The organism is Paenibacillus cisolokensis (genome assembly GCF_050481165.1).
Classification (GTDB): Bacteria; Bacillota; Bacilli; order Paenibacillales; family Paenibacillaceae; genus Paenibacillus_AH; species Paenibacillus_AH cisolokensis.
On the sequence record NZ_JBCNFP010000080.1, the window covers coordinates 1 to 13788 of the forward strand.

Sequence of the window (13788 nt, forward strand, 5' to 3'; positions counted from 1 at the left end):
TCATAGCAACGAATCTCACACGTCTTATTTTTGCCCATAAGCCGCTTTTTGGGATGTAACGAATCTGAGCCACCTTATTTACGATTTTCCGCTTGAATTTGACTACTTTTAAGCAAATAGCGTTGCTCAGATTCGTTACAATTCCGAAACATCGATTTTTCGCCAAATAGCGATTGTCAGATTCGTTAGATTGTTAAAGGGAACTAAATGGAAGCCTTAACGGAAGCCTTAATCGCAGCCTGCATGACCGAACACGCGGTTTGCCGCTAGCAAGAGGCGGGTAATGATAAGGCAAATCCGCCACTCAGCGAGCATCCAGCAAAAGCGGATCGCTTTTTAACGCAGCAGCGGTGGGTTCTCATGGCAAATCCGCCACTCAGCGAGCTCTGGCAAGAGCGAATCGCCTTTTGTCGCAGCAGCGGTCTTTCACCTTGAAGAAATCTCCAACGAAATCGGCCCCTACCTTTCTTCAAATTACCGTCGCTCCGTCCAAGCCGACCGCTTCTTTACAGTCATAAAGCGGCTTGTTTCGGAAGATGGCGTTCGTCTTGGAACGCAGGTTTCAAGCAAATGATGCCGCACATGAAAAGCGGAATAAGGGGGATGCTAGCCTAAAGCAAACTATTACGGAGAGAGCAGGTGAACGAATCGATGGCAAGAAGAGGCAGAAGAAGACTGGTCGTACCGGGGGCGGAACGCGCGATGGAGGCTTTCAAGGCGGAGGTCATGCGGCGTCAAGGCTATCATGTCGATCCGAGCCGCCCGAACGACGTCAAATATGAAGTTGCCCGATCGATCGGCGTGCCCTTGAAGCCCGGAGACAACGGCGATTTGACGACGGAGTCGGCCGGTCAGGTGGGCGGTCAAATCGGGGGCGCGATGGTCAGGGAAATGATCCGGCTTGCCCAGGAACAGCTGGCGCGTCAGCCTCGTCCATGACGGGGCTTTTTTAAAATTGTCGCCTCGGCGAAACGGTTCGCAAGCGGGTGCAGATTCATGGCGCAATAAAGGATGTTTCGGATGCCGCCGCCGCTGGGAAACGCTCCGATTTTGGCAGAAAACAGCCGAAATCCGCGGTGAGGGGCACCAGTTGGCTGAACTTGCTGCCGGCAACGGACGGAAAAACCTTTTGACAACGGCATCCTTCCGTGAGAAAATGAACGCGTGTACATAAAATGAACATGCGTTCATTCGCGGAATGGCGGAAACAAAAAGCAGCGCGAGGGAGAGATCGGAATGAAAAAAGCGCTTATTGTATGGGGCGGCTGGGACGGACATCAGCCGAAGGAAGTGGCCGATATTTTCCGCGGCATATTGACTGCGGAAGGGTTCGAGGTCGAAGTGTCGGATACGCTGGAAGCCTTTTCGGATGCGGAGAAGCTGAAGGGGCTCGATCTGATCGTGCCGGTATGGACGATGGGACGGATCGACCAGCAGCTCGTGAACAACGTATCGGAGGCCGTGCAGAGCGGCGTCGGTTTGGCAGGCTGCCATGGCGGCATGTGCGACGCGTTCCGGGAAAATGTCGACTGGCAGTTTATGACCGGCGGCAATTGGGTGGCCCATCCGGGCGGCGACGGCGTGGAATATGTCGTGGAAATCCGCAACAGTTCGAGCCCGTTGACCGCGGGGCTGAACGATTTCACCGTTCGTTCCGAGCAATATTATTTGCATGTCGATCCGGCCGTGGAAGTGCTGGCGACAACACGATTCCCGACCGCACCCGGACCTCATTCCACGAACAAGGCGGTCGATATGCCCGTAGCCTGGACGAAACGGTGGGGAGCCGGCAGAGTGTATTACAATTCGCTCGGCCACCAGGCGAACATCGTCAATATGCCTCCGGTTAAGGAAATGATGCGGAGAGGGATGCTCTGGTGCGCGGAAGGGAAAAGCGCCGCATCCTCGTCCGGCTATACGCAGACTGCCGCTTATTCCGGGATGGGGGACAATCAGCTGTAATGCGCATGCGATGCTGTCGGAAGACATGAAAAGCGCCAACATCGGAAATCGGGTAGCTACCCGGTTTCCTTCTTTTTTGCCTGTCTTCGGCATAGACATGTTACGAGCGGACGACATCGAGAAAAAGGGGGATGCGCGCATGGCGAGATGGGGAAAAAGACGATGGATCAGCATATCGCTGCCGCCCCGGTCCAAGGGCTGGAAAGCCCGGACGTTCCGATCTCCCGTGAAGCTGTGGCCTGGCGGCACGGTATCGCGGCCGGCCGTCTTTCGTTCCAAACCTTCGAAGCCGATCCGCAAAGGCGGCAAGAAAAAATTCGTCATCATTTTTCTCGTTCTGTTCGTTCTGCTGTCGGTTCAAACCTTCTCGTATATTGAGAAAAATTTGCGCCCGCCGCTTATGCACGTGGCGAAAATGCGAGTGAAGCAAGTGGCGACGCAGGCGATCAATAAAGCGATTACCGAGAGAGTGGCGGAGCGAACCGATCTCGAGCAACTGATCGAATGGAAAACGGACGGCAGCGGAAAAGTGTCGGGCTTCATGCTCAACTATGCCGAACATATTCGCATTACGTCGGAGACGGTGGATACCGTGCAGTCGGCATTGAAGGCGGTGCATGAAGTGCCGGAGCGGATTCCGATCGGGCAGGCGTTCGACAGCGCCATTATCGCGTCGTTCGGTCCGCGCGTTCCCGTCCGCTTCGAGCCGCTGGGCGCGGCGAAGGTGGAGCTGAAGACGCGGCAACAGGCCACGGGCATTAACATGGTTCTGGTTGAAGTGTATATACGTGTAATGGCGGAAGTGTCCATTATTATTCCTTTCGATACCGAACCGGAGCTGGTGGAGAGCGAAATCCCGGTATCGTATTTGCTGGTCGTCGGCGACGTGCCGATGTATTATTACGACAACAAAGGCAATCCCGTCGGCAGTTCCGCCGCCAATGCGCCGGCGATATCCTTGCCGCTTGAACCGGGAAAGACGGGCGTGACCGTAAAACCCGGAGCCGGAGAAGGAGAGCGAAGCGGCAATGAAGAAGCTCCGGCTGTGCCGGAGCCTTCTCACACGGAAGAGGATAGCGGGAGCGCTGCGCCTTAACGTCCGCTTTTGATTTTTTTGCGCTCGTCCGCTTCCCAGCGTTTCAGCAGCGGATACGGGTCGAACGACCATTCGATCAAGCCGCGATCCCGGTAAATGCCGTAATGCAGATGCGGCGGAAATTTGCCCTGAGTGCCCGGTTTGCCGTAGCCGGAACTGCCGACCCAGCCGACAACCTGGCCGGGCTTCAGTACATCGCCGACTTTGATCGATTTGTTAAAGCCGGAAAGATGGGCGTAGTAATGATAATAGTTGTTCAGATCGCGTATGCCGATTCGCCAGCCTCCGTAAGGATTCCAGCCTTTGACTTCCACGATGCCGTAACAGGTGCTGCGCACGGGCACACCGTAAGATGCGAAAATATCGGTTCCTTCATGGATCCGTCTGCCGCCCCAACTGCGGCTTGTCCCCCAGGTGCTGCGGTATGAATAACTTGTGCCGATTGGCAGCGGAAAAGCGTGGTCGTTCAGCTCGAGCTTGTCCAATGCCTGATAAATTTTGGCAAACTGGTTCACGCGTTGGACCGCGCGCGTGTTGCGGTAATATTCCCACAATCCGACGGCAAAGTCGTCTTCGGACTGTCCGTAAGGAATCAGCTGCCGGGCAACGGAATAGAGCAAATCGATATCATTGGTCCGTTCGGCGCGTCCGTCTCCGTTCCCGTCCCATCCGATGCCGCCGAACCAGCGGATAACGGCCGGGTCGGTTTCTTCCGGGTCCGGGTTGAGCGGACCGCTCCATTTTTCCTCCGGTACGTAGATGCTGACGATCCGGCCGGTTTTCTGCCGCGTCTTCGGGCGGGCCATGGTCAATGTATGCTCGTATTGGTCCAAAGCGGCCAGGCGGTACCAGGGTATACCCGTTACGGCGCTCAAACTGTCGTACAGCTGCTGCCGTTCCTCCGTCGGACGGGGATCAGCGGCTTTCACCGATCCGGCCGGACCGAAAGCGGCGCATATGAACGCTCCGATGGCGGCGGCAGCCGCTATAGACCGGAAACGTTTCACTCGTGTCACCTCCTCAAGATTTGCGAAGCAAAACAGCTTCGAAAGCCGTGGGTTCAAGGTTTGCGAAAGCAAAGCAGCATCGAAAGCCATGGACTAAGGCTTCGCGAAGAGCATAGTGGCTTCGAAAGCCATGGACTAAAGCTTTGCGAAAAGCATAGTGGCTTGTGGCAACGCCACGGGCTAAAGTATTTTGTGAAGCAGAACGGCATCGTTTGCATGGCGCAGTCACGGGGTTATCTAGCTGTTATCATTTGCATATCATTGGTTTTTATCCGAAACATGCTATAATAAACGAGTAAGCAAACCGAATTAGCGAAAGCGGGTAATGCCTTCATGAAAAAACAGCAAAGCAAGCAGCCCAAACCGGATTGGCTGCGGATTAAGCTGGTTACAGACGGGAATTATGCTGAGCTTAAAGATATGATGCGTTCCAAAACGCTCCATACCGTGTGCGAGGAGGCGCGCTGTCCCAACATTTACGAATGCTGGGCGAACCGTACGGCGACCTTTATGATTTTGGGCGATATTTGCACCCGCGCTTGCCGGTTCTGCGCCGTCAATACCGGAATGCCGACCGAGCTGGACCTGCAGGAGCCGGAACGCGTAGCGGAAGCGGCCGAGCAAATGGGGCTTCGCCATTGCGTTGTGACATCGGTGGCGCGTGACGACCTGAATGACGGAGGGGCATCCATCTTTGCGGAGACGATTCGCGCGATCAGGCGCCGTCTGCCGTTTTGCAGCGTCGAGGTGCTGATTCCTGATTTTATGGGAAATTGGGATGCGCTGAAAATTGTTATGGATGCCAAGCCGGATATTTTGAATCATAATATCGAGACGGTGGAACGTTTGTCCGACCGGGTACGGGCCAAAGCGAAGTACGACCGTTCTCTGGAACTTTTGAAACGGGCCAAAGAAATGCAGCCTCGAATTCCGACCAAATCGAGCATGATGCTCGGCGTCGGGGAAACCTATGAAGAAATTTTGCAGAGCATGGACGATTTGCGCAAAGTGGATTGCAACATTTTGACGCTGGGACAATATTTGCAGCCTACGCCAAACCATCTTCCTGTGGAACGTTACGTTCATCCGGACGAATTCGCGGCGCTGAAGCGCGAAGGCCTGGCGCGGGGATTCGATCATGTCGAATCCGGACCGCTCGTGCGCAGCTCGTATCATGCGCATGAACAGGTGCAGTCCGCTGCGGAATCGCGGGCGGTTTCGCCGTAAGCTGCAAGACGGAGTGGGGGTAGCGCTTTGATTCATATCGCCGGCAAAACATACAAACTGGTGTATGACCACAAGAACGGGTGGAACCCGGAAATATTTCGCGAGCGGTACAGCGAGGTGCTCGAACGCTACGACTACATTGTTGGCGATTGGGGTTACGAGAAGCTTCGGCTGAAAGGTTTTTTTCGCGATAATCACCCGAAGGCGAACAAAGATACGGCCATATCGGGAGTGGTCGATTACATTAACGAATACTGCAATTTCGGATGCGCCTACTTTGTGCTGCAAAAAGTGCCGAACCCTTCGAAGTCTGCGGGGGACAGAGACCTCTTGTCTCCGGATTTTGCCGACGAATCCGCCGTTTACGGGATGCAGGACGAGGATTCGAAGGAGGAATCCAAAGACCTTGTTCCCGGAGGGGAAAGCAGCGCAGCTGTGCCTTTCAATCCGCCGGCCGAGCCGAAGCGTTCCGGTATGAAAGCGGAGGATGCGGCGCCAGCCGATCCTGGCGCATACGCCGATGCGACTGTCCGGCCTTCGCCGGAAGGCGAGCGCGGCGCGGAGAACGGCAGCGCGGGGCGTGCGGACAAGGCCGGTAACGGCGAGGAAGCGCGTTCCGGCGCAGGCAGGCGCGGCGAGGCGCGCAGCCAAGGCGCGGAGCCGCTGCGGGAGGGGCGTTCCGTCCACCATCGCAAGGATGCCGCCGCCCGCGACGGGCGCCCAGAGCCGAAAGGGGAACGCCGGGAACGCGGCGACCGGCCCGGCAAGCGCCCGCAGGGCGCTAACCGCCCATTCGGACGCCCCGGCGGCAAACCGGATGCCGCAAGACTGGCGCGGGAGCAAGCGGCAGCCGGTGCGGCGGATGCGCGCGCCGGCCAGGAAAGCCGGCAGCCGGTCGGCCATCCGGAGAACAGGCGCGCCGTTCATAAGGAAGAACGTTAAAGCCGGACGCAGAGCGTCCGGCTTCGTCTATGTTTATGAGCAGCGGGCGGAGCGGCGTGGGCGGATAGAGGCCTGCAGGTTCGCTATCGGCCGCGAGGACAGCGCGGCGGGAGCGAATAAAGCAGCGCCTCCTCACAAATGCTGCACGTTATACAAACGGGCATAGGCGCCGCCCTTCTCCATCAGCTCGTCATGCGTGCCGGTCTCGACGATTTCGCCATGCTCGATTACGACAATCTGATCGGCGTGCGTAATCGTGGACAACCGATGCGCCACAATCAGCGTCGTCCGGTTTTGCGCCAGCTTCCGCAGCGATTCCTGAATGAGATGTTCCGATTCCAGGTCCAGTGCCGAGGTCGCTTCGTCCAGCACGAGGATGGCGGGATTTTTCAGAAAAACGCGGGCGATCGCGATGCGCTGCTTCTGCCCGCCGGACAGCTTGACGCCGCGCTCGCCAATTTCGGTATCGTAGCCGTTTGGCAGCGATTCGATAAAATCGTGGGCATTGGCGTTTTTGGCCGCTTCGATCATTTCCGCCTCGCTCGCGTCCGGACGGCCGAGCATAATATTTTCCCGCACAGAGCCGCTGAACAAAACGTTATCTTGCAGCACCATGCCGATCTGGCTGCGCAAGCTCTCCTGCGTGACGGACCGGATATCCTGACCGTCGAGCCGTATCGCGCCCTTCTGCACATCGTAGAACCGCGCCAGCAGGCTGACAAGCGACGACTTGCCGCCTCCGCTCATGCCGACGAGGGCGACGGTCTGTCCGGGCGATACCGATAGATCGATGCCCCGCAGCACCCAGTCGTTGTCCTCCTTGTAGCGGAACCAGACATCCTGCAACTCGATGCTGCCCCGAACCTTTTCAAGCTTTTTCGCGTCCGGTTCGTCCCGGATATCGGGATGTTCCTCCAGCAACTCCTGCACCCGCTCCATCGAAGCCGCGGCTTGCGTCAGCACGGTAGACGCGTTCACCAGCCGTCTGAGCGGCGAAAACAGCCTGTCCAGATAGCCGTAGAAAGCGACGAACGAGCCGACCGACAATCCTTTGGCTGCGACGAGATAGCCCCCGTAGCCGAGCACGAGCAGCGGCGCGATCTCCGTGATCGTATTCACGATGCTGTACGTCAGGGCGTTCCAGCGGGTAAGCGCCAGGGAACGGGAGTAAAACTGCTCGTTTTTCGCGCCGAATTGCTTCTGTTCGTAACGTTCGAGCGTAAAGCTTTTGACGACGGCCATGCCGTTCACATGTTCGTTCAAATAGCCCTGCATCTCGGCGAGCGATTGGGAGCGGGAGCGCGAGTACGACCGCAATCTTTTGTACAGCGTTTTTACCGCCAGCGCGTAGAACGGCAGCACGGCAATCGCCACGAGCGTCAAACCGGCATCCATCTGAAACATAATGACAAGGGCCAAAATCAGCGTGAACATATCGAGCCAAATATTCATCAGGCCGGTCTCGACCAGCGCCTTGCTCTGCTCCACGTCGTTCATCATGCGCGAAATGATTTCGCCCGACTAGCGGTTCTGGTAATATCGAAGCGACAGCTTCTGCAGATGGCTCCAGATGCGGGTCCGCATGTCGAATAAAATTTTGCTTGTCGTCAGTTGCGCAAAGTATTGCCGGTAATATTCGATCGGATAGCGGGCGACGACGAACAGCAGCATCCCGAATGCGATCGCCTTCCACAGATGATCGAGCTTCTCTGCCGTCGTCAAGTCGGCCAGCAAAATATCGTCCACCACATATTTGACGAGCAGCGGCAGCAACAGCGGGATCGCAAATTTAACCGCACCGATCAGCAGCGTCACGATGACGAGCCATCGATACGGCTTGACGAAACTAAAAAACATGCGCCAATCTTTCATCGTCAGTTCACTTCATATCCGAGAAACGCTTCTCTTACCCGGTTCCAAAATGTGAACGGGCGGTAGCGCGCGAAGCTGATTTTCTGTCCCGCCACGCTTGCCCGGATGGAACGGATATCGGAGCGCAAAATATTCAGGTGATCGATCGCCAGCAACAGCCGCTGTTCTTTCCGCGAAATGATGTCGCAATGATGGTGGGCCGGCAGCAGCACGGACGAGCCGAGCGTCCGGTAGACCCGATTGTTGATCGACGCGATTTCGGCGATTTGCAGCGATTCGATGGACGGGTGGACGATAGCTCCGCCGACGCTCTTATTGTACGCCGTACTGCCCGACGGGGTCGAAATGACGATGCCGTCGCCGCGGAACATCTCGAACAATTCATCGTTGATATTGATCTGGGCGACGAGCGTGCCGTCTACCCCTTTCAGCGTAAATTCGTTCAGCGCCAGATGCGACGACGTCCCTTCCGCCGTCTCCATCTCGATTCGCGCCAGCGGATACCGGACAATTTTCGGCTCTTGATCGGACATCGTGCGGACAAGCTCCTCAAGCTCATCCTTCTGCCAATCCGCATAAAAGCCAAGATGGCCGGTATGCACGCCGACAAAAGCGAGTTCGTCGATCCGTTCCAGATGGGTGTGGAACGCCTGCAGCAGCGTTCCGTCACCGCCGATGGAGATGACGATTTCCGGCCGCTCCTCATCGCGCACCAATCCGCGTCCGGCAGCCAACGTATGGAATCGTTCGGCAAGCTGAATCGACAACTTGTCTCCTCTGTCTATTACGGCATATTTCAACAATATAAGCTCCTTCCGGTCATTATCGTCACATTCGATCATAGCGGAAAACGGGAAGGAACACAACGTCGATTCCGCTCGGTCCGCCGGATTTGGAACGGGATAGGCCGCAAACCGTCCGAAAGCGTTCAGGAGCAGGGGCCATCCCCGCAAGCGTTCAAGGAGCAGGCCCGAGCCATCCCCGCAAGCGTTAAGCAGCGGGCCCGAGCCACCCCCACAACATATAGACGAGCGCCATCGCGACGAACGCGTGCAGCAGTCTGGCGCGCAGCAGCGGCCCGTAACGCATGTCGGTGCGGCTGATCAGGCTGGCGACCTGGGCATGGACGGAGAGACCGCCCCAGGAGAGCACCCAGGCCGCAATCGCCGCTTTGTGCAGCAGTTCCGTTTCGGCGTCGCCGGCGGCGCGGGCGCCAAGCGTTACCTCGAACAAGCCGAAGACGGAGGCGTCGGCGATCGGAGACGGAAGGCCAAGCGAGGACAGCAGGAGACGTATGCCTTCGGCCAACGCCGCGACGGCTCCGGCCCGGGTCATCAGCTCCATCACGACGGAGAAGAAAACGACGAGCCCGCCGACGACCATCATGAGCCGCAGCGCGGACTGGATCGCGTCGCGCAGCAGTTCGCCGAATCCGCGCCCGTCCAATAGCCGGGCTTGATGCATCGCCTGCAAAGCGTCCGCGACGCGCCTTCCCCGGCGGTGAACCGTTCCGCTCGCCGCCGGATCGGGCGTGCCGGGAGAGGAAGCATCGTGAAACCGCATCAGCAGCCCGATCACAAACGCGCCTCCGTAATGCGCGGCGGCCAGCAGCGGGGCGAGTGCGGCATTGTGGAAGAAACCGACGGAGACCGCCCCGATCAGAAAGATCGGATCGGAGGTCGTCGTAAAGGCGACAAGCCGCTCGCCTTCCGACCGGTTCACAAGCTTTTGCTCCCATAGCTGCGCCGTCAGCCTTGCGCCTACCGGATAACCGGAGACGTACCCCATCGTCACGACGAAGGCGCCGATGCCGGGCAGGCGGAACAGCGGCCGCATCAGAGGGTCAAGCAATTTGCCGAAAAAATGGACGATGCCGAAACCGAGCAAGAGCTCGGAGATGACGAAAAACGGGAACAACGCGGGAAACAGCACTTCCCACCAGATCGACAGCCCCCGCAAGGAAGCTTCCAGCGCGGCATAGGGAAACACCGTCATCAGCAACGCCATGAGCGCGGAGCACCAGGCGATGACCGAAGCGGGGCGGAGCATAAATCGGAGCATGGCGTTCTTCCCTTTCACGATATTGGCGTACAAACGCTTGTATTCCAGATATATGAGCCCGCGTGGACAAACATCACCTGCATCGGAATGCATTTAAATTAAAAAAATGAGAATTTTATAGGGAAACGCTTCCAAAAAGACTGTTCGGCGCAAAACGGTTATGCTACAATATAAATACACCGACTGACTTGGAGTGATCGATATGAGCGTTATCGCCGGCATCCTCGTTTGCGCTTTCGTTTACGTCATTCGGGTGTCCTTGCCGGCCCCGGGCGAAGAAGATTGTGAAGGTTGAATCGGTCATACGAATAAGTACAATGCCCGCTCTTCGGAGCCGGGCATTTTTTGCTTTTTTGCCTGTTTGGTGACAGAGGATGCGGCGCGGCCGGTCGGGCGCTCTTTCATGGTATAATAGCGGTAGGCGAGGCAGAAGCCAGAAGAGAGGTGACAGAAGTGCAAGCTTACGGAACAATCTATGAAGCGCTCGGCGGCGGCGAAACGGTGCGGCGGATCGTGGAAGCTTTCTATCCGCGCGTCAAGCGGCATCCGCTGCTCGGGCCGCTGTTTCCGGAAAATATCGAGCCGGTGATGGAGAAGCAGTATATGTTTTTGAGCCAGTTTTTCGGGGGACCGTCCCTGTACTCGGACCGGTACGGCCACCCGATGATGAGGGCCCGGCATCTGCCGTTTCCGGTTACGCCGAAACGGGCGGAGGCATGGCTCGGCTGCATGGCCGAAGCGCTCGAGGAAGCCGGCGTTGACGAGGAACTTCGGGAAATCGTGCTGACCCGCCTGAGCGGGCCGGCCTATCATTTTGTCAATACGGAGGACGATCCGACATGACGGATTCGCCGCGGAAGCGGCGCAGCGTTATCCGGAACGCAGCCTGCGATTCGTCAACAGATAATCGCTGTCGGCGTCGATGATCGTGACGCTGTTCCGGCAGCAGGGAAAAACGAGCAGTTTTTTCTTTCCGCTCCGCACGTCGTCCAGCTCCGCAGGCCTGATCGGAAGCAGCACGTTCGATTGGCCGCAGAACGGACATTCCGGCACGTAAACATCGTTCATGACGATATCGTAAGGCCATGTTCGGTCGAACGGAATCATAGCGGCGACGATCCCCCGCCACGATCTTCGGGTTTGGCGCGGTCCGGCTCGTTCGCCAGCTCGGCGAGCTTCTGCAGCAAAATATGCCGCGGCATATGCATCAGATGCTCCAGCGGGACGTTAAGCTTCTCGGCCAGCTTGACGGCCGTTTCCGCCGAAATCGGCAGCGGTTTGGACATCGTTCATCCCTCCAATTGCGGAAATCGCTATCCGTTCCGGAACGGAATGCGGTATAATGGATATACATTGCCGGCAAGAGCGCATCTGAAGAGCGACTTTTGGCCGGCCTTTGTTTTCTATTTTATCCTCTTTCGCGCGGCGGCGCCAGTTGGGACCGCGGATTCGAAGAAACGCCGGAGTCGAAGAAACGCCGGGAGTCGAAGAAACGCCGGAGTCGAAGAAACGCCGGGAGTCGAAATGACGCAAGGGCCGAAGGAACGACGGAGTCGAAATGCACCGGTGTTGACGGAAACGCCTGGTCCGAAGGGACGCCGGGCGCTGCGAAGGACGGGAAAGGGGAATCGTTTATGGCGAATGTTTATCCGCAGACATGGGATCTGGACGTATTTTACGCAGGAGGCTCACGCTCCTCCGCCTTTGCGGCGGAACTGGAGCGGCTGGAGCGGGATATCGCGGCGCTTGACCGGTCGCTCGCCGATGAACCGAAAGCCGGCCTGTCCGGCTGGACGGAAGCCGTTCAGTCGATCCTGCCGAGATTGCGGCAGGCGGAGTCGTTCGTCGCCTGTTTGCAGGCGCAGGATATGCGCGATCAGGCGGCCGGAGCGCTGAACGACCGGGTGAAAACGTTGGGCGCCGCCTTTCTGTCCGCCTTGACCAAATACGACGACAGGCTGCGGACGATGCCCGATGCCGAATGGGAGTCGTGGCTGCGGACGCCGGCGGCGGCTCCGGTCGCGTTCAATCTGCGGGAGCGCCGGGAGGTCGCCAGGGAGAAGCTGCCGCCCGAGCAGGAAGCGCTGGCCGGGGAACTGGCGGTGGACGGCTATCACGGCTGGGGCGAGATGTACAATACGATCGTCGCCCGCACCCGCTTCCGGTTCATCGATGCGGAAGGTCAGGAACAGCTCCTGTCGGCCGGCCAGATGGCGAACAAGCTGACGGACGGCGATCGCGGCGTCCGCCAGCGGGCGTTTGCGGAATGGGAGCGGGAATGGGGAGAGCAGGCTGATCTGTGCGCGGAGACGCTCAATCGGCTCGCCGGTTTCCGCTTGAAGTTGTACGGCAACCGGGGCTGGAACGACGTGCTGAAGGAACCGCTGCAGATCAACCGGATGAGCCGGGACACGCTGGAGGCGATGTGGGCGGCCATCAACGAAGGCAAGCCGCAGCTTGTCCGCTATTTGGAGCGGAAGGCGAAGCTGCTCGGGCTCCCGCGTCTGGACTGGCACGACGTGGATGCGCCGATCGGAAGCGCGGCGCATACGGTGCCGTACGACGAAGCGGCCGAGTTCATTGTCGACCGGTTCCGTTCGTTCAGTCCGGATATGGCCGATTTTGCACTCATGACTTTCCGCGACGGCTGGATCGAAGCGGAAGACCGTCCCGGCAAGCGTCCGGGAGGATTTTGTACGTCTTTCCCGAAATCGGGCCAGACGCGCATCTTCATGACGTATTCGGGCACAGCTTCCAATATCTCGACGCTTGCGCACGAGCTCGGGCATGCCTATCACCAGCATGTCTTGAACGACCTGCCGCCGCTATGCCAGGAATATGCGATGAACGTGGCCGAAACGGCGTCGACGTTCGCCGAGCTGCTCGTGGCCGATTCCGCGCTGCAAGCCGCGAAAGACCGGGAAGAGAAGCTCGCCCTGCTCGACGACAAAATCCAGCGATCTGTCGCCTTCTTCATGAATATCCACGCCCGCTTCCTGTTCGAAACGCGGATGTACGAACGGCGGCGCGAAGGCTTGCTGTCTGCCGAAGAGCTGAACGCGCTGATGGAGGAAGCCCAGCGGGAGGCTTACGCCGGCGCGCTAGGCGAGCTTCATCCGCATTTTTGGGCGTCGAAGCTGCACTTCTACATAACCGACGTGCCGTTCTATAATTTCCCTTACACGTTCGGATACTTGTTCTCGGCCGGCATCTACGCCCGCGCCCGGCAGGAAGGGCCGGCGTTCGCGGACCGGTATGTCGCCCTGCTTCGGGATACGGGCCGCATGACGGTGGAGGAGCTGGCCGACAAGCATCTCGGCGTAAGGCTTGACGAACCGTCATTCTGGCGGCAGGCGGTGGCATTGACGAAAGCCGATGTTGACCAGTTTATGGCGATCACCGATTGATCAGCGGTCGGGATGGATCGCCGGATCGAACCGATATATGCCGGTCCCGTACGGGGCCGGCTGTTGTATGAAATCGAGCAAAACCGATGCCCTGCCGTAAAATGTGCGTTTATTTATTGTACGCTATTTTTAATTATGATATATTATTTCGTGAAAAAGGTGTTTAATATTACGTTATGTTAATCGGATTCATCCGTAATGGACAAGCGAGGGG

General features: G+C 57.9%; 12 protein-coding genes and 1 pseudogene. 7 read left to right on the forward strand and 6 right to left on the reverse strand.

Features of this window, described 5'->3' with window-relative positions; genetic code table 11:
* Positions 1–651: 651 nt before the first annotated feature.
* The 3 genes from ABEV74_RS14105 (at position 652) to yunB (ending at position 3058) form a co-directional block, all read left to right on the forward strand.
* Positions 652–939: an alpha/beta-type small acid-soluble spore protein gene (locus ABEV74_RS14105; protein ID WP_430146828.1), complete on the forward strand. Its 288-nt coding sequence runs from the start codon at positions 652–654 to the stop codon at positions 937–939.
* 297 nt (positions 940–1236) lie between these two features.
* Positions 1237–1962, forward strand: a complete 726-nt coding sequence (locus ABEV74_RS14110; protein WP_062495219.1) for a ThuA domain-containing protein — start codon at positions 1237–1239, stop codon at positions 1960–1962.
* A 139-nt stretch (positions 1963–2101) separates the two neighbouring features.
* Positions 2102–3058 (forward strand): sporulation protein YunB, encoded by a 957-nt coding sequence (gene yunB / locus ABEV74_RS14115; RefSeq protein ID WP_082655669.1) that lies wholly within the window; start codon positions 2102–2104, stop codon positions 3056–3058.
* Here yunB and ABEV74_RS14120 read toward each other — a convergent pair.
* Complete coding sequence (locus ABEV74_RS14120; protein WP_430146801.1) at positions 3055–4065, reverse strand: M23 family metallopeptidase; 1011 nt, start codon at positions 4063–4065, stop codon at positions 3055–3057. The genes yunB and ABEV74_RS14120 overlap by 4 nt on opposite strands.
* Before the next feature lie 333 nt (positions 4066–4398).
* Here ABEV74_RS14120 and lipA point away from each other — a divergent pair, with 333 nt between their 5' ends.
* Together lipA and ABEV74_RS14130 are read left to right on the forward strand one after the other, a co-directional pair.
* Positions 4399–5292: a lipoyl synthase gene (gene lipA, locus ABEV74_RS14125; protein WP_062495217.1), complete on the forward strand. Its 894-nt coding sequence runs from the start codon at positions 4399–4401 to the stop codon at positions 5290–5292.
* A gap of 27 nt (positions 5293–5319) precedes the next feature.
* Positions 5320–6234: a YutD family protein gene (locus ABEV74_RS14130; RefSeq protein ID WP_430146803.1), complete on the forward strand. Its 915-nt coding sequence runs from the start codon at positions 5320–5322 to the stop codon at positions 6232–6234.
* Positions 6235–6366: 132 nt separating this feature from the next.
* Here ABEV74_RS14130 and ABEV74_RS14135 read toward each other — a convergent pair.
* The 3 genes and pseudogenes from ABEV74_RS14135 to ylbJ all read right to left on the reverse strand — a co-directional run bounded on the left by ABEV74_RS14135 (position 6367) and on the right by ylbJ (position 10167).
* Positions 6367–8106, reverse strand: a pseudogene (locus ABEV74_RS14135) (ABC transporter ATP-binding protein).
* A 2-nt stretch (positions 8107–8108) separates the two neighbouring features.
* The gene (locus ABEV74_RS14140; protein WP_062497192.1) at positions 8109–8906 is read right to left on the reverse strand and encodes an NAD kinase; all 798 of its coding nucleotides are present in this window, start codon (positions 8904–8906) and stop codon (positions 8109–8111) included.
* Positions 8907–9096: 190 nt separating this feature from the next.
* Positions 9097–10167, reverse strand: a complete 1071-nt coding sequence (gene ylbJ, locus ABEV74_RS14145) for a sporulation integral membrane protein YlbJ (protein ID WP_430146830.1) — start codon at positions 10165–10167, stop codon at positions 9097–9099.
* A gap of 453 nt (positions 10168–10620) precedes the next feature.
* On the opposite strand from ylbJ, the gene ABEV74_RS14150 reads away from it, so the two are divergent.
* Positions 10621–11010, forward strand: coding sequence for a globin domain-containing protein (locus tag ABEV74_RS14150; protein WP_062495209.1), 390 nt, complete (start codon positions 10621–10623; stop codon positions 11008–11010).
* Between the two features lie 27 nt (positions 11011–11037).
* On the opposite strand, the gene ABEV74_RS14155 is transcribed toward ABEV74_RS14150, so the two are convergent.
* Together ABEV74_RS14155 and ABEV74_RS14160 are read right to left on the reverse strand one after the other, a co-directional pair.
* Positions 11038–11274, reverse strand: coding sequence for a hypothetical protein (locus ABEV74_RS14155; protein WP_062495207.1), 237 nt, complete (start codon positions 11272–11274; stop codon positions 11038–11040).
* Positions 11271–11453, reverse strand: coding sequence for a YycC family protein (locus ABEV74_RS14160; RefSeq protein ID WP_062495204.1), 183 nt, complete (start codon positions 11451–11453; stop codon positions 11271–11273). Before ABEV74_RS14160 ends, ABEV74_RS14155 begins: the two co-directional genes overlap by 4 nt.
* 348 nt (positions 11454–11801) lie before the next feature.
* On the opposite strand from ABEV74_RS14160, the gene ABEV74_RS14165 reads away from it, so the two are divergent.
* Positions 11802–13574, forward strand: coding sequence for a M3 family oligoendopeptidase (locus ABEV74_RS14165; RefSeq protein WP_430146806.1), 1773 nt, complete (start codon positions 11802–11804; stop codon positions 13572–13574).
* Positions 13575–13788 lie beyond the last annotated feature (214 nt).

Coding starts and splice junctions, on each gene's coding strand:
- ABEV74_RS14105 (WP_430146828.1), top strand. CDS start 652: ATGGCAAGAAGAGGCAGAAGAAGACTGGTCGTACCGGGGGCGGAACGC.
- lipA (WP_062495217.1), top strand. CDS start 4,399: ATGAAAAAACAGCAAAGCAAGCAGCCCAAACCGGATTGGCTGCGGATT.
- ylbJ (WP_430146830.1), bottom strand. CDS start 10,167: ATGCTCCGATTTATGCTCCGCCCCGCTTCGGTCATCGCCTGGTGCTCC.
- ABEV74_RS14165 (WP_430146806.1), top strand. CDS start 11,802: ATGGCGAATGTTTATCCGCAGACATGGGATCTGGACGTATTTTACGCA.
- ABEV74_RS14155 (WP_062495207.1), bottom strand. CDS start 11,274: ATGATTCCGTTCGACCGAACATGGCCTTACGATATCGTCATGAACGAT.
- ABEV74_RS14110 (WP_062495219.1), top strand. CDS start 1,237: ATGAAAAAAGCGCTTATTGTATGGGGCGGCTGGGACGGACATCAGCCG.
- ABEV74_RS14160 (WP_062495204.1), bottom strand. CDS start 11,453: ATGTCCAAACCGCTGCCGATTTCGGCGGAAACGGCCGTCAAGCTGGCC.
- yunB (WP_082655669.1), top strand. CDS start 2,102: ATGGCGAGATGGGGAAAAAGACGATGGATCAGCATATCGCTGCCGCCC.